This window comes from Streptomyces sp. NPDC003720, assembly GCF_042875075.1.
In the GTDB taxonomy this organism is placed as follows: domain Bacteria; phylum Actinomycetota; class Actinomycetes; order Streptomycetales; family Streptomycetaceae; genus Streptomyces.
Genome location: NZ_JBIANZ010000003.1, coordinates 88689 through 108343, shown reverse-complemented (window position 1 = coordinate 108343; position 19655 = coordinate 88689). Strand labels below are relative to the sequence as shown.

Sequence of the window (19655 nt, the reverse complement as noted above, 5' to 3'; positions counted from 1 at the left end):
CGTGCTGTGCTCAGCCCGCCGGCCAGGGGACCTGGGGCGACTTGTAGTAGCTCATCCCGAGGGCGTCCCAGCGCGGGGCCTGGGCCGCGAGCCGGACCTTGTAGACGTCCCAGTCGTGGGTGGCCGCCGGGGACCAGCCCAGCTCGGCCGCGCCGGGCAGGCGCGGGAAGGCCATGTACTCGATGTCGGAGGACTTGGTGAGGGTCTCCGACCACAGCGGCGCCTCGACTCCCCGGACCGCCGAGGCCGGCGCGCCGGGCAGGTAACTTCCCGGGTTCCAGTCGTAGGAGCGCCGCACCTCCACCAGGCCCGCCCACTTGGTGCCCAGCCTCGTGCCCGCGGTGTACTTCATGTCGAGGTAGACCCGGTCGGCCGGGGACAGGATCAGCCCGGTGCCGTTCTGGGCGGCCTTGGCCACCTGGGCCTTCTCCGTCGCGCTGGTCCCCTCCACGCCCCAGTACTGGGCGAGGGCGCCCGGGGCGGGGGTGGCGCCGGTGATCTGGTGCCAGCCGATGACCGTCTTGCCGTACTTGGCGACGACGGGCTGCACGCGGTTCATGAACGTCACGTAGTCGGCGTGGCTGGTGGAGTGCGCCTCGTCGCCGCCGATGTGCAGATAGCGGCCGGGCGTGATCGCGGCCAGTTCGCGGATCACGTCGTCCACGAAGTCGTACGTCACCTGCTTCGGCACGCACAGCGAGCTGAAGCCGACCTGGGTGCCGGTGTACAGCGGGGGCGCGGTGCCGTCGCAGTTGAGCTGCGCGTAGGAGGCGAGGGCAGCGTTGGTGTGCCCGGGCATGTCGATCTCGGGCACGACCTCCAGATAGCGGGAGGCTGCGTAGCGGACGATGTCCTGGTAGTCGGCCTTGGTGAAGTAGCCGCCCTTGCCGCCGCCGACCTGGGTGGAGCCGCCGTAGGTGGTCAGGCGGGGCCAGGAGTCGACGGCGATGCGCCAGCCCTGGTCGTCGCTGAGGTGCAGGTGCAGGGTGTTGATCTTGTACAGGGCCAGCTCGTCGATGTAGCGCTTGACCTGACCGACGGTGAAGAAGTGCCGGGAGACGTCCAGCATGGCGCTGCGGTAGGCGTAGCGGGGGCGGTCCTCGATGGTGCCGCCGGCGATCCGCCACGGGCCGGGCTGGACGCTCCTGCGCTCGACGGCCGCCGGGAGGAGCTGACGCAGCGTCTGGACACCGTGGAAGAGGCCGGCGGGGGCGCTCGCGGTGACGGTGACGCCGGTGGGCCCGCTGGTCAGCCGGTAGCCCTCGGCGCCGAACCGGTCCCCGGACAGGCGGAGCCGGATGCCGCCGGCGCCCTGGCCGGTGACCGGCACGCGGTAGCCGGTGGACGGGCGCAGGATGCCGGCGAGGTACTCGCCGATCCGGCGGACCTCGTCCGGGCCGTCCACGCGGACGGCGGTGGCCGGGGTGACCCGGTACGGACGCCCGCCGGGCTGGGCCTGGGCGGGCGCCGGGACCACCCGGGCCAGTGGGGTGGCCGCCGCGGCCGCCGCCGGCGCCGGGGCCGCGCCGACGGCGGTCACGCCCGCCGCCGCGACGAGCAGCAGGGACCCGAGGACGCGGGTCAGCCGGGGAGTCGTGCTGTGGTGCCGTCTCACATGCGCTCCCTTCACGAGTGGTAAAGACCACTCTCCCGCAGATCCGCCGAATCAATCCCCGCCCTGCGGAAATCATCCGCACGGACGGCGGTCGGCTCATCAGTGCGGACGTCCGGCCCCTACTCGGCCCGCCGGGCCCTTACTTGGCGGTGCGGGCCACCGTGAAGTGGTCGATGCGGCTGCCGGTCTCGGCGATGCCGGACACCGTCAGCGTGGTCCGGCGGCCCTTCGCCGCGGGCGTGACGTCCACGCGCAGGAAGGAGTAGTCGAGGTAGCGCACCCGGGACCAGGCGACCGTCTCGTTCCGCTTGCCGTCCTTGGTGTTGACGAAGGAGGCGACCGAGTCCACCTCGTGCTCGTGGCCCTCGTAGGAGTCGGGCGCCGAGAAGGCGTACAGGCTGCGGCCCGCCGCGCCGGCCGTGACGTAGACCACGCCGTCGGTTTCGGGATGCGCGGTGCCGCCGATCGGCAGCTTCTTGGTGACCTGGCCGCCCTTGATGACGTCGGTGCGCTCGTACTGGTGGTTGTGGCCGTTGATGACCAGGTCCACGGTGTACTTCTCGAACAGCGGCACCCACTCCTGGCGGACACCGCCCTCCGAGGCGTGCGCGGTGGAGGTGCAGTAGGCGCAGTGGTGGAAGAAGACGACGACGAAGTCGACGTCCTTCGCGGCGCGGAACCTCTTGAGCTGCGCCTCCAGCCAGGTGGTCTGGGTCCCGCCGGAGATGCCCAGGTTCGCGGGGATCTCGAAGGAGATGTCGTTGGCGTCGAGCGAGATGACGGCGGTGTTGCCGTAGACGAAGGAGTAGACGCCGGGCAGGTTCTCGCGGTCCGGGCCGTTGTCGGGGAGCGTCCAGCGGGCGTCCTCGCCGCCGTAGCCGTTGGGCGAGTACCAGGCCTCCATGTCGTGGTTGCCGTAGGCGGGCATCCAGGGGACCTGCTTGGCGACCGACTCGGTCTGGTGCAGGAACTGGTCCCAGGTGCGCGAGTCGAAGCCGGTGTCGCCGGTCTTGCCCTGGCCGGCCGGGTCGCCGTAGGCGATGTCGCCGGCGTGCAGGTGGAAGGCGGGGTTCTGGCCGAGGATCAAAGCGTTGTTGGCCAGGCCGTGGTAGCCGACCCCCTCGTCGCCGAAGGCGGTGAAGGTGAAGGGCGCCTTGTGGGCGGGGGCGGTGGTGAACGTCCCCAGGGTGCCCAGCAGGTGGGGCTCGGCCGGGTCGAAGCCCTCGTGGCCGACGCCGTAGTAGTAGGTCCGGCCCGGACGCAGGTGGGTGAGCTTCGCGTGCAGGTAGTACTGGGTGTGGTCGCCGCTCGCGCCGACGCCGGCCGGGGTGTGGAGGGTGCGGACCTCGGCGTCGATCCGGCGGGAGAGGTCCGTGGGGTGGGCGCCGACGCGGATGAAGGGCTTCTTCACCGCGACCGGGACCTGCCACGAGACGCTGACCTCGGTGCGCGGGTCGTTGCCCCAGGCGAGGTGGCGGCCGAAGGGGGCGACCAGCGAGCCGTCGACCCGCTCGGCCGCCGACGCGGTGCGCTGGGTGGGAACCGTGGCCCCGGCGGTGGCGCCCGGCACGAACGCGCCGCCGGTGACGGCGCCGAGGGTGACGGCGCCGCCCCTGATCAGGGTGCGCCGGGAGAACCTGGAGCGCAGGTACTCGTGCTGTTCGGCCATGCTCAGGCGCGCGGCCAGCTTCTCGGGTACGCCCATACGAGGAATGTCCATGACGTCTGAAACTCGTCCTCTTCGGCAACGAGGCGCGGGACGCAGGATGGACAGCCCGCAAACAGAGCGCCATAAGACTTCCAACAGCGCCTCCACCAGCGCCCTGCCCGGAATCGGGCAGGATTCTTGCGAAACTCGCGCTCTTACCTCAGGATCTACCGGGTGCACGAGGAACTTGTCGATCACCTGACGCGGTCCACGCCCCTCAGCAAAGGCGAGGCGCTGCGGGTGGTGCAGGACGTGCTCGCCTTCTTCGACGAGACGACGCAGGACTACGTCCGTCGCCGCCACCGCGAGCTGCAGGCCCAAGGCCTGACGAACACGGCGATCTTCGACCGGATCGAGGCGGACCTGAAATACCGGGCGGTGGCGCCGCCGGAGCTGACGCTCAGGCAGCTGCGCCGCATGGTCTACGGCTGAGACGCCAGACTGAGAGATACCTGTATATGTGCGGAATTGTCGGATACATCGGCAAGCGTGACGTGGCTCCGCTGCTCCTCGAGGGCCTGCAGCGCCTGGAGTACCGCGGCTACGACTCGGCGGGCATCGTCGTCACGTCCCCGAAGACGGCCGGCCTGCGGATGGTCAAGGCCAAGGGCCGGGTGCGCGACCTCGAGGCCAAGGTCCCGGCGCGCTTCAAGGGCACCACCGGCATAGCCCACACCCGCTGGGCCACCCACGGCGCCCCCTCCGACGTGAACGCTCACCCGCACATGTCGGCCGACAGCAAGGTCGCCGTCGTGCACAACGGCATCATCGACAACGCCGCCGACCTGCGCCGCAAGCTGGAGGCGGACGGTGTCGAGTTCCTCTCCGAGACCGACACCGAGGTCCTCACCCACCTCATCGCCCGCTCCACGGCGGAGAAGCTGGAGGACAAGGTCCGCGAGACCCTCCGGCTGATCGAGGGCACGTACGGCATCGCGGTGATGCACGCCGACTTCAACGACCGCATCGTGGTGGCCCGCAACGGCTCCCCGGTGGTCCTCGGCATCGGCGAGAAGGAGATGTTCGTCGCGTCGGACATCGCCGCCCTGGTCGCCCACACCCGGCAGATCGTCACGCTGGACGACGGCGAGATGGCCACCCTCAAGGCCGACGACTTCCGCACCTACACCACCGAGGGCACCCGTACCAGCGCCGAGCCGACCACCGTGGAGTGGGAGGCGGCGTCGTACGACATGGGCGGCCACGACACGTACATGCACAAGGAGATCCACGAGCAGGCCGACGCCGTGGACCGGGTGCTGCGCGGCCGCATCGACGAGCGGTTCTCCACCGTGCACCTGGGCGGCCTCAACCTGGACGCCCGCGAGGCGCGACGGATCCGCCGCGTGAAGATCCTCGGCTGCGGCACCTCGTACCACGCGGGCATGATCGGCGCCCAGATGATCGAGGAGCTGGCGCGCATCCCCGCCGACGCCGAGCCGGCCTCCGAGTTCCGCTACCGCAACGCGGTCGTGGACCCCGACACGCTGTACGTGGCCGTCTCCCAGTCCGGTGAGACGTACGACGTGCTCGCCGCCGTTCAGGAGCTGAAGCGCAAGGGCGCCCGGGTGCTCGGCGTGGTCAACGTGGTGGGTTCCGCCATCGCCCGCGAGGCCGACGGCGGCATCTACGTGCACGCCGGTCCCGAGGTCTGCGTCGTCTCGACCAAGTGCTTCACCAACACCACGGTCGCCTTCGCCCTGCTCGCCCTGCACCTCGGCCGCACCCGCGACCTCTCGGTGCGCGACGGCAAGCGGATCATCGAGGGCCTGCGCCGGCTGCCGGAGCAGATCACCGAGATCCTCAAGCAGGAGGAGGACATCAGGCAGCTCGCGGAGAGCTACGCCGACGCCCGCTCCATGCTCTTCATCGGCCGCGTCCGGGGCTACCCGGTGGCCCGCGAGGCTTCCCTGAAGCTCAAGGAGGTCTCCTACATCCACGCCGAGGCCTACCCCGCCTCCGAGCTGAAGCACGGCCCGCTGGCGCTGATCGAGCCGGCCCTGCCGACGGTCGCGATCGTCCCCGACGACGACCTGCTGGAGAAGAACCGCGCGGCCCTGGAGGAGATCAAGGCCCGCAGCGGCAAGATCCTCGCGGTGGCCCACCAGGAGCAGGAGAAGGCCGACCGGACCATCGTGGTCCCGAAGAACGAGGACGAGCTGGACCCGATCCTCCTGGGCATCCCGCTCCAGCTCCTCGCCTACCACACGGCGAAGGCCCTCGGCCGGGACATCGACAAGCCGAGGAACCTGGCCAAGTCCGTGACGGTGGAGTAGCCGCCCGGACGCGCGAAGCGGACCCCTGCGTAGCCACCTCGTACGCGGGGGTCCGCTCTCGTGCCGCTGTGCTCGGCCGGCGGCCGTCACCCGCCGGCGCGCGGCACGCCTCGGTGCGATGACCGATGTATGCCCTTCACAAGGGCACAAACACCTCTACGCGCGAGTAGTTTCGCGCTGTGCAAAGGGAATTGACGGGCCGTCGGCAGAAGGAAGCCGTCAGGGGATGACGATGACCGGCCGCCGCGCCCGCTTGGCGAGCCGCCCGGCCACGGAGCCGAAGATCCGGCCCACGATGCCGTGGGTGGTGCCGACCACGATCGCGTCGGCCTCGTACTCGCGTCCCACCTCTTCGAGTTCGTGGCAGATGTCACCGCCGCGCTCGACCAGGATCCAGGGCACCTCGGCCAGGTAGTCCGCGCAGGCCAGTTCGAGACCGAGCACCTCGGTGCGGTGGTCCGGCACGTCGACGAAGACGGGCGGCTCGCAGCCGGCCCACACCGTGGTGGGCAGCCGGTTGGCCACGTGGACGATGATCAGCCCCGAGCCGGAGCGGTGGGCCATGCCGATCGCGTAGGCGAGGGCGCGCTCACTGGACGTCGAGCCGTCGAAGCCGACGACCACACCGTGCAGGAAGGCGGGGTCGCAGGGCGGGCGTGGCTCTGGCACCGCCAGGGGATCGGCCGCCGTGGGATCGGCGACGGGCCGCTTGCGGTCCGCGGGTTCGAAGAATTCGTGACCGGCCATGACTGTCTCGGCGTTGTGATCCTTGTGTGGTGGGAGTGACATCGAGCGGCGGAGCTGTGTCCGGGATTAGTCTTCCCAACCCCATACCCCCAAGGGTACGGCGGCACGCCTCCTCCGCCCATTTCCCGCGCACGCTCCGTAAGCGGGGCCCCCGAATGTCCGTGGGGGTTCCCCGGAGCATGCACGAGCCGCGCCCGTAACGCAATGGTTGCTGCCTCGTACAGGCGGTTTGCACAGCATGAACGGAGCAGCGGCCGGTGACCGACGGACCGGACGGGCGTTGATCTCCGTGAGCCACCGCCCCAGGGAGTACGAGTTGCCCGGACCGAGATCCACCACCGACCCGCGCCCCGCCCCGGACACCACGAGCGACGTGATCCGCTGGGCGGCCTTCAGCTGCGTCCTCGTTCCCGTGGTCCTCCTCTGGTACGGCGCCTCGTTCGCCGGCGCGGCCGGCACCGCCTTCGGGCTCGCCGCCGTCACGGCCGCCTGCCGGGTGCTGTTGCGGCGCTCCGAACGTTGCGCCGCGCAAAGAGGCGGACGTCACACCAGGGGAGAGACACCGGTCGACTGACCGGTTTCCGTACCCTCGAGCGCTTCTTTTCGGCCAACTTCCGGATACCGCCCAAGAGGGGTCCCGACCACCCCCGAACCCCCGTTCCACCTGCACGGAAAGGGTCCGGGCCGGCCTCCGCACCCTACGCGGTTTGGCCACTGCGACAAGGCGCACTTCCCTGCACGCCCCACGAGTGCAACGCTTCGTGATCGAATGCTTCACGCCAAGTTGTCATGTCGACAATGTCCGGCGTGTCGAACTGGCCACCGTCAGACCGCGGTAGCCAGTAGATTCGATCTTGACTGTCTTACGGCGGGGGACTCGTGCAGGACCGAGGGGAAACGTGCAGGAGCGACACAACCGAGGAGCCGCGACCACCGAGGGGGGCTTAGCAGGATGAGCCACGACTCCACTGCCGCGCCGGAAGCCGCGGCCCGGAAACTGTCCGGGCGCCGCCGCAAGGAGATCGTCGCGGTGCTGCTGTTCAGCGGCGGCCCCATCTTCGAGAGTTCCATACCTCTATCGGTGTTCGGGATCGACCGCCAGGACGCCGGAGTGCCGCGGTACCGACTACTGGTGTCCGCCGGCGAGGAGGGCCCGCTGCGGACCACAGGGGGCCTGGAACTCACCGCGCCACATGGGCTCGAGGCGATCTCACGCGCCGGGACGGTCGTCGTGCCGGCCTGGCGCTCGATCACCTCGCCGCCACCGGAGGAGGCGCTCGACGCACTGCGCCGGGCCCACGAGGAGGGCGCCCGCATCGTCGGGCTGTGCACGGGCGCGTTCGTCCTCGCGGCGGCCGGCCTGCTGGACGGCCGCCCGGCGACCACCCACTGGATGTACGCGCCGACGCTGGCCAAGCGCTATCCGTCGGTGCACGTGGATCCGAGAGAGCTGTTCGTCGACGACGGCGACGTCCTGACGTCGGCGGGCACGGCGGCCGGGATCGACCTCTGTCTCCACATCGTGCGGACGGACCACGGCAACGAGGCGGCCGGCGCGCTCGCCCGGCGCCTGGTGGTCCCGCCGCGCCGGTCGGGCGGCCAGGAGCGCTACCTCGACAGGTCTTTACCCGAGGAGATCGGCGCCGACCCGCTCGCCGAGGTCGTCGCCTGGGCGCTGGAACACCTCCACGAGCAGTTCGACGTGGAGACCCTGGCGGCACGCGCCTACATGAGCCGCCGTACGTTCGACCGCCGGTTCCGCTCGCTCACCGGCAGCGCGCCGCTGCAGTGGCTGATCACCCAGCGGGTGCTCCAGGCGCAGCGGCTGCTGGAGACGTCGGACTACTCCGTGGACGAGGTGGCGGGCCGTTGCGGCTTCCGCTCCCCCGTCGCGCTGCGCGGGCACTTCCGCCGCCAGCTCGGCTCGTCCCCGGCCGCCTACCGCGCGGCCTACCGGGCCCGCCGGCCGCAGAGCGAGCGGCCCGGTGAGACGGAGATCCCGTTGCAGCCCGGACCGGGCGGACCCGGCCTGGCCGGCCACGGGCCGGTCGGCCACGCGCCGCCGGTGTTGCACCCGGACCGCGAGAGCGGGGTGCCGATGCAGAGCCGCCGGCAGGCGGCGGGCGCGGTGAGCCTGCTGCCGGGGCCGCGCAGCGGGAGCTGAGCGAGAAGCGCGAGGAGAGGGGCGGAGCACGGCTCCGCCCCTCTTTCGCCGTCGCCCTTCTGTGTGCACACCGACAAGGTCGCCGCACGCCCGGTCCGGCCCGGGGCGGCGCGCCGTAAGGTGAGACACATGAACGATCGCATGGTGTGGATCGACTGCGAGATGACCGGCCTCTCGCTGTCCGACGACGCGCTCATCGAGGTGGCCGCCCTCGTCACCGACTCCGAGCTGAACGTGCTCGGCGAAGGGGTGGACATCGTCATCCGCCCGCCGGACTCGGCACTGGAGACCATGCCGGAGGTGGTGCGCGAGATGCACACCGCGTCCGGGCTGCTGGAGGAGCTGGCTGGCGGCACCACGCTGGCCGACGCCGAGGCGCAGGTCCTCGCCTACGTCCGCGAGCACGTCAAGGAGCCGGGCAAGGCCCCGCTGTGCGGCAACTCCGTCGGCACCGACCGCGGCTTCCTGCTGCGCGACATGCCGACCCTGGAGAACCACCTCCACTACCGCATCGTCGACGTCTCCTCGATCAAGGAGCTGGCCCGCCGCTGGTATCCCCGGGCCTACTTCAACAGCCCGGAGAAGAACGGCAACCACCGCGCCCTCGCCGACATCCGCGAGTCGATCGCCGAACTGCGCTACTACCGCGAGGCCGTCTTCGTCCCGCAGCCCGGCCCGGACTCCGACACCGCCAGGGCGATCGCCGCCAAGCACGTCCTGCCCGCGCAGTAGGCCCCCGGGGCCGACGCCCCGGCGCCCCGGGGTCCGCTCGGGGCCCGCGCGAAAACCTGTGCGCGAGCACCCCTGCGGACCCTGTAGACTTCTTCTCGGCCGGTCGGGGAGAGCCTCCTCGGACCACCGGTCATGGTGGGTGTAGCTCAGCTGGTAGAGCACCTGGTTGTGGTCCAGGATGCCGCGGGTTCGAGTCCCGTCACTCACCCTGGGTAATCAGCCGGTGACTCCGTCGAAAGACGCGGTCACCGGCTGATTCGTTTTGGCGGCCGTCTCCCGGGACCGGGGCGACCGCCGCGGGCGGGCGACAGCCGTCACCCGCCCGCGAGGGCCGTCACGACGACGCCCGTTCCACCAGTTCGGTGGGCAGCACCGTGTGGCGGGGCTGCGGGTCGCGGACGGGAGCCGGGCGGCGGCCGGCGATCTCGCTGAGGAGCAGGTCGATCATGGCGCGGCCCATCTCCTCGATCGGCTGGCGGACGCTGGTCAGCGGCGGGTCCATGTGCCGGGCGACGGCCGAGTCGTCGTAACCGACCAGGGCCACATCACCGGGGATGCTCCGGCCGGCCTCGCGCAGCACCTGCCGGGCGCCCGCCGCCATCACGTCGGAGCCCGCGAAGACCGCGTCCAGGTCCGGGTGGCGTCCGAGCAGGGTCGTCATGGCCCGCCGGCCGCCCTCGTCGGTGAAGTCGCCGGGTTCGATCAGCCCCTCGTCCACGGGCAGGCCCGCGTCGCGCAGGGCGTCGCGGTAGCCGTCGACACGGCGCTGGGCGCCGTAGACGTCGAGGCGGCCGGTGATGTGGGCGATCCGGCGGCGGCCCCGGGACATCAGGTGCTCCACCGCGGAGCGGGCGCCGCCGTAGTTGTCCGAGTCCACCGAGGTCAGCGTCTCGGCGGCGGAGCGGGGGCCGCTGATCACCGCGGGGATCTCCAGCTGGGACAGCATGTCCGGCAGGGGGTCGTCGGCGTGCACCGAGACCAGCAGGACGCCGTCGACGCGGTGGGCGGCCAGGTACTGCGCGAGCCGCTGCCGCTCGCGGTCGCTGCCCGCGAAGATGAGCAGCAACTGCATCTCGCTGTCGGAGAGTTCCGCGCCGACGCCGCGCAGCATGTCGGAGAAGTACGGCTCCGAGAAGAAGCGGGTCTCCGGCTCCGGCACCACCAGCGCGATGGCGTCGGTGCGGTTGGCCGCGAGGGCGCGCGCGGCGGTGTTGGGCACGTAGCCGAGTTCCGCGACGGCCGCCTCCACCGCGGCCCGGGTCGCCTCGCTCACCCGGGGCGAGCCGTTGATCACCCGCGAGACCGTGCCTCTGCCGACACCGGCACGGGCGGCGACCTCTTCCAGCGTCGGCCGCCGACTGCTCCGGCTCCGCTCTCCGTTGACTGGCATGGTCTCCGCCTCCCGCTCACATCCGACCGGCCGGGGGATTGTCCGCTACCGTCCGGCCAGGAATGTAACCGGGATCCCACAGCACCCGCTCTCATCATCCCGCGCCCGCGGTCCCCGCGGTGCCGGGCCCCCGGCGGGCGGCCCGGGGGACGCCGCCATGGCGGGCGTCCCCGGGGCCGGGCGGAGGTCACATCCGCGGGCCGGGCTCCGGCAGCGCGTTGCGGCGGATCACGTCGGCGTACCAGTGGGCGCTGGCCTTGGGGATGCGGCGCTGGGTGCCGTAGTCGACGTAGACGGCGCCGAACCGCTTCGAGTAGCCGTAGGACCACTCGAAGTTGTCCAGCAGGGACCACAGGAAGTAGCCCCGGACGTCGACGCCGTCGGCGATGGCGCGCCGGACCGCCTCCAGGTGGCCGCGGAGGTAGGCGATCCGCTGCGGGTCGTTCACCTTCCCCTCGGGCGAGACGTAGTCGTCGAAGGCGGCGCCGTTCTCGGTGACCATCAGCGGCAGCCCGGGGTGCGCCGCCGCCATGCCGGCCAGCAGGGTGTGCAGGCCGTCCGCGTCGATGGCCCAGTTCATGGCCGTCAGCTCGTCGTTGGCGAGGTGGAAGGAGACGTCCTCGGAGCCGGTCCACGGCGAGTGGTCGCTGGCTCCGTGACCGTCGTTCTTGGTCGCGCCCGCGCCGTCGGCGGGCAGCGAGACCACGGTCGGCGAGTAGTAGTTGACACCGAGCACGTCGATCGGGCGGGAGATCTCGGCGAGGTCGCCGGCGTGCACCAGCTCGTCCCAGTCGACGATGCGGGCGGTGTCCGCGAGGAGGTCCTCCGGGTAGGCGCCGTCGAGGATCGGGCCGGTGAAGATCCGGTTGCCGACCGCGTCGATGCGGCGGGCCGCCTCCGCGTCGCCGGGGGCGTCCGTGAGCGGGCGCACCTGGTGCAGGTTGAGGGTGATGGAGAGCTGCGCGGAGCTGGGCAGGACGGAGCGCAGCGCCCCGACCGCGCGGCCGTGCGCCAGGTTGAGGTGGTGGGCGGCGCGCAGGGTGGCGGCCGGGTCGGTGCGGCCGGGCGCGTGCACGCCGGAGCCGTAGCCGAGGAAGGCCGAGCACCACGGCTCGTTGAGCGTGGTCCACACCCCGACGCGGTCCCCGAGGGCCCGGCCCACGGCCTCGGCGTACTCGGCGAAGCGCTGCGCGGTGTCCCGCTGCGGCCAGCCGCCCGCGTCCTCCAGCTCCTGGGGCAGGTCCCAGTGGTAGAGGGTGGCGACGGGGGTGATGCCGGCCTCGAGCAGCTCGTCGGTGAGCCGGCGGTAGAAGTCCAGGCCGCGTTCGACGGCGGGGCCCCGCCCGGTGGGCTGCACCCGGGACCAGGAGACGGAGAACCGGTACGCCTGCAGGCCGAGGTCCTTCATCAGCGCCACGTCGTCGCGGTACCGGTGGTAGTGGTCGGCGGCGATGTCGCCGGTGTCGCCGTTGCGCACCCTGCCGGGCGTGTGGCTGAAGGTGTCCCAGATGGAGGGCGTGCGTCCGTCCTCGGCGGCCGCGCCCTCGACCTGGTAGGCGGCGGTGGCCGCGCCCCAGACGAAACCGGGCGGGAAGGAGAGGTCCGCGGCCGGCCGGGTCGTCGGCTCGGGTCGTACAGCGGTCATGGTGAGAGCGCTCCCAAAGTGGCGTGTGTAGAGGTCGGTTCGCTTGCCCGGGACGGCTGTGCCGTCAGCCCTTGACGGCGCCCGACATGATGCCCCCGACGATCTGCTTGCCGAAGACCACGAAGACCAGCAGCAGCGGAAGCGTGCTGATCAGCGCGCCGGCCATGACGATGCTCTGGTCGGGGGTGTAGGAGGCGCTGAGCTGGCCGAGCGCCACCTGGATGGTGGGGTTCTGCTGGTTGAGGGCGAGGAAGGGCCAGAAGAAGTCGTTCCACGCCTGCACGAAGGTGAGCATCCCGAGCACCATCATGGCGGGCCGGGCCACGGGCAGGACCACGCTCCACACGATGCGGAAGTTGGTCGCGCCGTCCACCTTGGCCGCCTCGATCAGCTCGTAGGGCAGGGCCTCCAGCAGGTACTGCCGCATGAAGAAGACGCCGAAGGCGCCGACGAGGGTCGGGAAGATCACCGACTCCAGCTTCCCGCCCCACCCGATGTCCGACATCATCATGAACAGCGGGACGACGCTGAGCTGCGGCGGGATGGTCAGCGTGGCGATGACGGCGGTCATCAGGAAGCCGCGGCCGCGGAAGCGCATCTTGGCGAAGGCGTAACCGGCCAGCGTGCAGAAGAACAGGGTCGCCACGGTGATGCAGCCGGCCACGATGACGCTGTTGACGATGGCCTTGCCCAGGTGGGCCTGCTCCCAGGCGGCCTGGAGGTTGCTCCACAGTCTGCCGCCCGGCAGCAGCGGCGGCGGGCTGTCCAGGACCCGCTGCTGGTCGTGCGAGGCGGCCACCAGGGTCCAGTACAGCGGGAAGATCGATCCCAGGCCGACGACGACGAGGGCGACGTAGGTGAAGGGGCCGCCCTTGAGCTGCTGGCCGGCGCCGAGCTTGAGGCGGGCGCGGCCGCCGCTGCCGGGGGCGGACGGGCGGGCCGGGGTGAGGTCGGCCGCGGTCTTGAGGGGACTGGTCGTGGTCATCGAAGTCGCTCCCGTCAGGCCGCGCTCTTGCGCACGAACCGGCCGACGATCCAGTTGATCAGGGCGATCAGCAGCAGCAGGACGAGCATCGCCCAGGCCACGGCGGCGGCCGGACCCAGGTGCCCGAGCTTCCAGCCGTAGTTGAAGAGGTAGATGCTCAGGGTTTCGTACTGGTGCTCGCTGCCGCCGATGGACCCGAGCGTTCCGCCCTGCAGCAGCAGCGGCTCGCCGAACAGCTGCATGGAGCCGATGGTCGAGATGACGATGGTGAACAGGATCGTCGGCCGCAGCGAGGGGATCGTCACCTTGCGGAACTGCTGCCACCGGGAGGCGCCGTCGATCGAGGCGGCCTCGTAGAGATCGGTGGGCACGGCCTGCATGGCCGCGAGATAGATCAGGGCGTTGTAGCCGGTCCAGCGCCAGATCACGATGACCGAGATGGCGATCTTGGACGTCCACTCGCCGTTGCCCCAGTCGATGTTGTCGATGCCGGCGAAGTGCAGCACCCAGTTGAGGATGCCGCCGTCCGCGCGGAAGACGAGGGCGAAGACCAGCGCCGCGGTCGCCACCGAGGTGGCGTACGGGGTGAGGATGAGGGTGCGCCAGAACGTGCTGGCCCGCAGCTTGTAGTTGAGCAGGTGGGCCAGGCCCAGTGCCACGAGGAGCTGGGGAACGGTCGATATGACGCCGATGACGAAGGTGTTGGCGACGGCGGTCCAGAACTCCGAGTCCTGGAGGATCCGGGAGAAGTTGTCCCAGCCGACCCACTCGGACTGGCCGAGGCTGGTCATCTCGACCCGGTGCAGGGCGATCCAGCCGGTGTAGATCAGCGGGTAGAGCCCGAAGGCGCCGAAGATCAGGAAGAAGGGCGCGATGTAGGCGTAGGGCGACGCCAGGTCGTCGAAGCGCCAGAGCCGGCTGCGCCAGGTGCGGGTGCCGGGCCCGTCGGACACGGTGCCGCCGGGCGGCGGGCTGTACGCGCCCCGGGTGGGGGTTGTTGTTGCCACGGAGGAGTCCTTATCTGCAGGGTTTCGGCCGGATACGGGGCGGGCGCGGCGTCCACCGGACCGCGCGCCGGCCCCCGTCCCGCGCGCCACGGCGGCCGGTACGGTACCGAGCCCCCGGCCTCGCGGCCAGAGCCGGCGTCCCGGATCCGGTCCGCCGGGCCCGGTCCGCCGGGTACGGCTCACGGGCCGGGGGGCCGGGGGTGCGGCCCGCCGGCCGGCGCCGCCGGGGCGCCGGACGCCGGGCGCCACCGGGCCGGCGGTGCCGCGTCGCCGCCCGTTCACCGGTGGGCCCTCGCGGTCACGGCACCGGCGCGGCGGGGACCCGGCCGGACGCGCGGGCGCGGGGCGGGCGGTCCGAGGGACCTGCCCGCCCCGGCGCGCGTCAGCCGATCGCCTTGTCGATCGTCTCGGTCGCGGCCTTCCATGCGTCGGCGGGCTTGGTGCCCCGCTGCTCCATGTTGTTGATCTGCGTCGAGATCGTGTCCTTGATGACCGCGTCCTTCGGGCCGAGCACCGCCTCGGGGATGGACTTGGCCTCGTCCGCGTAGATCTCGCCGATCGGGGCGTTGTTGAAGTACGGGAGCTTCGCGCTCTTCACGTCGGCCAGGTCGTAGGCGCCCTTGTTGGACGGGAAGACGCCGATCGCCTTGAACACGGCGGCCTGCTGCTCGGGCGCCGTCAGCCACTTGACCAGCTCGGTGGCCTCCTTGACGTGCTTGCCGCCCTGCGGGACCGCGAGGAAGGAGCCGCCCCAGTTGGCCGCGGTGGAGCCGGGCGCGCGGGAGATGTCCCACTTGCCCTTGTAGGCGTCACCGGAGTTGGTGGAGATCTGGCCGGCCATCCACGCCGGGCACGCCACCGTGGCCACGCTGCCCTTGCGCAGCGCCGCCGTCCAGGCGTCGGTGAACTGCGGCAGACCGTGGGTCAGCTTCTTGGACGCGGCCTCGGCGGAGAGGTCCCAGCCCTGCTGCACGGAGGCGCTGTCCTTGTAGACCGGCTTGCCGGAGGTGTCGTAGTACTGCTTGTCCGAGGAGCTGACGACCGCGTTGAACATGGCGCTCGCGGAGTCCATGAAGTAGGTGCCGGACGGCGCCTTCTTCTTGTACTGCTCGCCGAGCTTCAGGTAGTCCTCCCAGCCGCCGGCTATGGCCTTGGCCACGTCCTCGCGGTCGGTGGGCAGGCCCGCCTTCTCGAACAGGTCGCGGCGGTAGCACAGCGACATCGGGCCGATGTCGGTGCCGGCGCCGACCACCTTGCCGTCCTTCGTGGTGGCCTGCTTCTCCTTCCAGGAGACCCAGTTGTTCACGTCGATCGACTTGCTCAGGTCGGCGAACTTGTCCGCCTGGGTGTCGACGACCTCCTTGATACGGCCGACCTCGATACCGGTGACGTCTCCCAGACCGCTGCCCGTGTTCAGCTGCTGAAGGAGCTTGGGGTAGTAGTCCTGCTCGTTGGCGGTGACCTCTTCCTTCACCGTGATCTTCGGGTGGAGCTCGTGGTACTTGGCGAACAGGCCGGCCTCCTTGTAGCCGAACTGCCCGAAGTCGGCCACGGTGAGCGTGATCGAGCCGTCGGACGAGGCGTCCGAGTCGTCGTCGCTGCTGCAGCCCGTCAACAGCAGGGCCGATGCCGTCAGGACCGTGGTGGCCAGGGCCGCCGCTCTGCGACGGCGACCGCCTCCGCCGTCGGTACCGGTGATGCGCATTCCACTACTCCTTGTTCCGGTGGGAAACGGGACCCCAGGAAGCAGACCGCCAAGGGTCGACGGCCCGGACCTGCCCTCTCGATTTCGAGCAGCAACCGGCTCACCGCACAGGACGTGCGATGCAAAGGCGCTGGTCAACGGTGTGTCATGCGAGGTAGAGGGAAAGGTCATCAGTGCTTCATCCGCGCGGGACGAACCCCGGAGACTTCCCGTGGGACCGCTCCCACGCGGCATGCCGGAAGACTCCTTGCTGCGGGGGCCGGGTGTCAAGACTTGAAAACAGCGTTGTTGCCTGAGCGTGTCCCAGACGTCACGTGAACGTGTCACGAAATCCCCTGCACCACCCTGGACATACGCCCGTCGTCCGATGGATCCACGCTGGTCACAGGGATGATCTTCGTCCGGGTCCGGCGGCCGGCCCGGACGGGGCGGCCGCCGGGGCAACGCGCTGGGACACAATGAAGTGCCCCCCTGCCGCACACCGGAAGGTGAACGATGAGCCACGCCCAGCCGCCCGAAGCACTCGGCGTCCGGCGCCCCACGCTGAACGCCGTGGCCGCTCGGGCCGGTGTCGGCCGTGGCACGGTGTCCCGAGTGCTCAACGGCTCACCCAAGGTGAGCGACCGGTCCCGGGCCGCGGTGGAGAAGGCGATCGCCGAACTCGGCTACGTTCCGAACCGCGCCGCGCGCTCTCTGGCCACGAGCCGTACCGACGCCGTGGCCCTCGTCGTTCCGGAGGCCGAGAGCCGGCTGTTCGCGGAACCGTACTTCTCGGGCATCATCCGGGGCGCCTCCGCCCGGCTCACCCACGCGGGCATGCAGTTGCTGGTGGTGCTCGCGCGCGACGGGAGAAAGCACCGGCGCCTGGCGTCCTACCTGACCGCCCAGCGGGTGGACGGCGTGCTGATGGTGGCGGTCCACCGCGACGACACCCTGCCCGACCTGCTGGACGAGCTGTCGGTGCCCACCGTGCTGGCCGGGCGGCGGGGCGATCCGGAACCGCTCGGCCATGTCCGCGCGGACAACGGCGGCGGCTCCCGCAGCGCGGTCCGGCACCTGCTCGACCGGGGGCGGCGCACCGTCGCCACGATCACCGGGCCCCTGGACATGGACGCGGCCCGGACCCGGCTCGAGGGCTACCGCGAGGCGCTGCGGACCGCGGGGGTCGCGGTGGACGAGGAGCTCATCGAGCCGGGCGACTTCACCGAGGAGGGCGGCCGCGCGGCGATGCGCGAGCTGCTGCGCCGGCGCCCGGGGCTCGACGCGGTGTTCGCGGCCTCCGACGTGATGGCCTCCGGGGCGGTGCTCGAACTGCGCGCCGCGGGCCGGCGGATCCCGGACGACGTGGCCGTCGTCGGCTTCGACGACTCCATCGTGGCCCGGCACATCGACCCTCCGCTGACCAGCGTCCGCCAGCCGATGGAGGAGATGGGGCGCGCGATGGCGGACCTGCTGCTGGACGAGATCGCCGGCCGGGCCGGGCGCCGCGAGGTGGTCCTGCCGACCCGGCTGGTCGTACGCGAGTCGGCTTGATCGACGCCGATACGGGGGGATCCCATATCCGGGAATCGGGCCACGAGTCGGCCTGACCGTCGCCGATACGGGAGGGATCGCGCCGCGAGCCGGGAACGGTGCGAGGACCGTAAGCGGAACGGGGCGTGAGCGGTGAAACGGAACCGGTGGCGGGCCGCAGACCAGGGCCGCGCGCCGACACCGGGGCAGGCCGGGCGCACGGGTGAACCGAACCGGGCGCGAGAGGCGGCCGAGCGCGAGAGGCGGCCGAGCGCGAGAGGCGGCCGGGACAGGCGCACGGCCCAAAGCGGGCGCGAGAGACCGGCCGGGGCAGGCGCACGGCATGCACAGGGCCGACCCCGAGCCGTGAGCCGGGCTCGCCGCACGGTACGGACTGGTCCCACCGCGAGCCGAGGCGGACGCGGACCGGGCGCGCGGCGCGGGTTGAGCGCACGCCGTGGAGCGGGCCGGGCGTACCGCGCGCAGTGGGCATCCCCCCGAGCCGTGGCCGTGATGGACCCGGGCCGGGCGCACGCCGTAGGCCGGGCCGGGCCGCCGTAATCCGGGACGGGCGCAAGCTGTGAATCCGCGTATCGGACGGGGCGGGGGCTTCCGCATGGGAGCGCTCCCATGCACAATGGGCGCAGCCGATCCGGGGAGTCCTTCCATGACAGAGCCCTTGCCGCGCGCGACCTTCCCGCCCGCCTTCCTCTGGGGCGCCGCGACGTCCGCGTACCAGATCGAGGGCGCGGTACGGGAGGACGGCCGCACCCCTTCCATCTGGGACACCTTCAGCCACACCCCCGGCCGGACGGCGGGCGGTGACACCGGTGACATCGCCGTCGACCACTACCACCGCTACCGCGAGGACGTGGCGCTGATGGCGGAGCTGGGCCTGACCGCCTACCGCTTCTCCGTCTCCTGGCCCCGGGTGCAGCCGACCGGCCGGGGACCCGCGGTGCAGGTGGGCCTGGACTTCTACCGCCGTCTGGTCGACGAGCTGCTGGAGCACGGCATCAAGCCGGCGATCACCCTCTACCACTGGGACCTGCCCCAGGAACTGGAGGACGCGGGCGGCTGGCCGGAGCGGGACACCGCCCACCGGTTCGCCGAGTACGCGCGGCTGGTCGGTGAGGCGCTCGGCGACCGGGTGGAGCAGTGGATCACCCTGAACGAGCCGTGGTGCAGCGCCTTCCTGGGCTACGGCTCGGGCGTGCACGCCCCCGGTCGCACCGACCCGGCGGCCGCCCTGCGCGCGGCCCATCACCTCAACCTGGCGCACGGCCTGGGCGCGGCCGCGCTGCGTTCGGTGCTGCCGGCCGGCAACCAGATCGCGCTCAGCCTCAACTCCTCGGTGGTGCGCCCGCTCACCCAGAGCCCGGCCGATCTCGCGGCGGCCCGCCGGATCGACAACCTGGCCAACGGCGTCTTCCACGGCCCGGTCCTGCACGGCGCCTACCCGGAGACCCTGTTCGCCGAGACCGCCTCGGTCACCGACTGGTCGTTCGTGCTCGACGGGGACCTGCGCACGACCAGGTCGCCGCTGGACGCGCTGGGCCTGAACTACTACACCCCGACCCTGGTCTCCGCGTCGGACGGCCGGGTCGCCGGCCCGCGGGCGGACGGGCACGGCGCCGGTGAGCACTCCCCCTGGCCGGCCGCCGACGACGTGCTGTTCCACCAGACGCCCGGCGAGCGGACCGAGATGGGCTGGACCGTCGACCCGTCCGGGCTGCACGAGCTGATCATGCGCTACTCGCGCGAGGCGCCGGGCCTGCCGCTGTACATCACGGAGAACGGCGCGGCCTACGACGACAAGCCCGACGCCGAGGGACGGGTGCACGACCCGGAGCGCATCGCCTATCTGCGCGGCCACCTGGCGGCGGTCCGCCGGGCCGTCGCCGACGGCGCCGACGTGCGCGGCTACTACCTGTGGTCCCTGATGGACAACTTCGAGTGGGCGTACGGCTACGGGAAGCGGTTCGGCGCGGTGTACGTCGACTACTCGACGCTGGAGCGCACCCCGAAGTCGAGCGCCCTCTGGTACGGCGAGGCGGCGCGGACCGGGACGCTGCCGGCGGCGGAGCCGGTGGCCTGAAAGACCGTCCGGTGTCCGGGGGGCCGGACGGCGTGGGCGCGGCGCCCGGATAGGGGGTGCCGCGCCCACGT

The 19655-nt window shown here is 71.6% G+C and carries 15 protein-coding genes and 1 tRNA gene; 8 read left to right on the top strand and 8 right to left on the bottom strand.

Annotated features, from left to right (window positions below):
- Positions 1-10: 10 nt before the first annotated feature.
- On the bottom strand, positions 11-1615 hold the full coding sequence (locus ACFYU0_RS09415; protein ID WP_389299145.1) for a beta-N-acetylhexosaminidase: 1605 nt from the start codon (positions 1613-1615) through the stop codon (positions 11-13).
- A 139-nt stretch (positions 1616-1754) separates the two neighbouring features.
- Positions 1755-3320, bottom strand: coding sequence for a purple acid phosphatase family protein (locus ACFYU0_RS09410; protein ID WP_389299916.1), 1566 nt, complete (start codon positions 3318-3320; stop codon positions 1755-1757).
- A 177-nt stretch (positions 3321-3497) separates the two neighbouring features.
- Between ACFYU0_RS09410 and ACFYU0_RS09405 the strand changes: the two genes are divergently transcribed.
- Positions 3498-3755 (top strand): hypothetical protein, encoded by a 258-nt coding sequence (locus tag ACFYU0_RS09405; protein ID WP_389299142.1) that lies wholly within the window; start codon positions 3498-3500, stop codon positions 3753-3755.
- Positions 3756-3781: 26 nt separating this feature from the next.
- Positions 3782-5599, top strand: a complete 1818-nt coding sequence (gene glmS, locus ACFYU0_RS09400; protein WP_389299139.1) for a glutamine--fructose-6-phosphate transaminase (isomerizing) — start codon at positions 3782-3784, stop codon at positions 5597-5599.
- Positions 5600-5818: 219 nt separating this feature from the next.
- On the opposite strand, the gene ACFYU0_RS09395 is transcribed toward glmS, so the two are convergent.
- Positions 5819-6346, bottom strand: coding sequence for a universal stress protein (locus tag ACFYU0_RS09395; protein WP_351665129.1), 528 nt, complete (start codon positions 6344-6346; stop codon positions 5819-5821).
- Between the two features lie 316 nt (positions 6347-6662).
- On the opposite strand from ACFYU0_RS09395, the gene ACFYU0_RS09390 reads away from it, so the two are divergent.
- The 4 genes from ACFYU0_RS09390 (at position 6663) to ACFYU0_RS09375 (ending at position 9450) form a co-directional block, all read left to right on the top strand.
- Positions 6663-6920: a hypothetical protein gene (locus ACFYU0_RS09390; protein WP_389299136.1), complete on the top strand. Its 258-nt coding sequence runs from the start codon at positions 6663-6665 to the stop codon at positions 6918-6920.
- Between the two features lie 378 nt (positions 6921-7298).
- Positions 7299-8510, top strand: coding sequence for a helix-turn-helix domain-containing protein (locus ACFYU0_RS09385; protein ID WP_351665133.1), 1212 nt, complete (start codon positions 7299-7301; stop codon positions 8508-8510).
- A 129-nt stretch (positions 8511-8639) separates the two neighbouring features.
- The gene (gene orn, locus ACFYU0_RS09380; RefSeq protein ID WP_351665135.1) at positions 8640-9242 is read left to right on the top strand and encodes an oligoribonuclease; all 603 of its coding nucleotides are present in this window, start codon (positions 8640-8642) and stop codon (positions 9240-9242) included.
- A gap of 135 nt (positions 9243-9377) precedes the next feature.
- Positions 9378-9450 (top strand) — tRNA-His (locus ACFYU0_RS09375).
- Between the two features lie 126 nt (positions 9451-9576).
- Here the strand turns inward: ACFYU0_RS09375 and ACFYU0_RS09370 are convergent.
- From ACFYU0_RS09370 to ACFYU0_RS09350, 5 genes are all read right to left on the bottom strand, one after another.
- Positions 9577-10632: a LacI family DNA-binding transcriptional regulator gene (locus tag ACFYU0_RS09370; RefSeq protein WP_351665136.1), complete on the bottom strand. Its 1056-nt coding sequence runs from the start codon at positions 10630-10632 to the stop codon at positions 9577-9579.
- A 187-nt stretch (positions 10633-10819) separates the two neighbouring features.
- Positions 10820-12277 carry a GH1 family beta-glucosidase gene (locus tag ACFYU0_RS09365; protein ID WP_389299131.1) on the bottom strand — a complete coding sequence of 486 codons (1458 nt, stop codon included), beginning with the start codon at positions 12275-12277 and terminating at the stop codon, positions 10820-10822.
- A gap of 64 nt (positions 12278-12341) precedes the next feature.
- On the bottom strand, positions 12342-13262 hold the full coding sequence (locus ACFYU0_RS09360) for a carbohydrate ABC transporter permease (RefSeq protein ID WP_351665138.1): 921 nt from the start codon (positions 13260-13262) through the stop codon (positions 12342-12344).
- Between the two features lie 14 nt (positions 13263-13276).
- Complete coding sequence (locus ACFYU0_RS09355; protein WP_351665139.1) at positions 13277-14269, bottom strand: sugar ABC transporter permease; 993 nt, start codon at positions 14267-14269, stop codon at positions 13277-13279.
- Between the two features lie 382 nt (positions 14270-14651).
- Entirely contained in the window at positions 14652-15974 is a 1323-nt protein-coding gene (locus tag ACFYU0_RS09350) for an ABC transporter substrate-binding protein (protein WP_351665140.1), read from the bottom strand.
- 495 nt (positions 15975-16469) lie between these two features.
- Here ACFYU0_RS09350 and ACFYU0_RS09345 point away from each other — a divergent pair, with 495 nt between their 5' ends.
- Both ACFYU0_RS09345 and ACFYU0_RS09340 read left to right on the top strand, forming a co-directional pair.
- On the top strand, positions 16470-17507 hold the full coding sequence (locus tag ACFYU0_RS09345) for a LacI family DNA-binding transcriptional regulator (protein ID WP_389299127.1): 1038 nt from the start codon (positions 16470-16472) through the stop codon (positions 17505-17507).
- Between the two features lie 646 nt (positions 17508-18153).
- Complete coding sequence (locus ACFYU0_RS09340; RefSeq protein WP_389299124.1) at positions 18154-19584, top strand: GH1 family beta-glucosidase; 1431 nt, start codon at positions 18154-18156, stop codon at positions 19582-19584.
- Positions 19585-19655 lie beyond the last annotated feature (71 nt).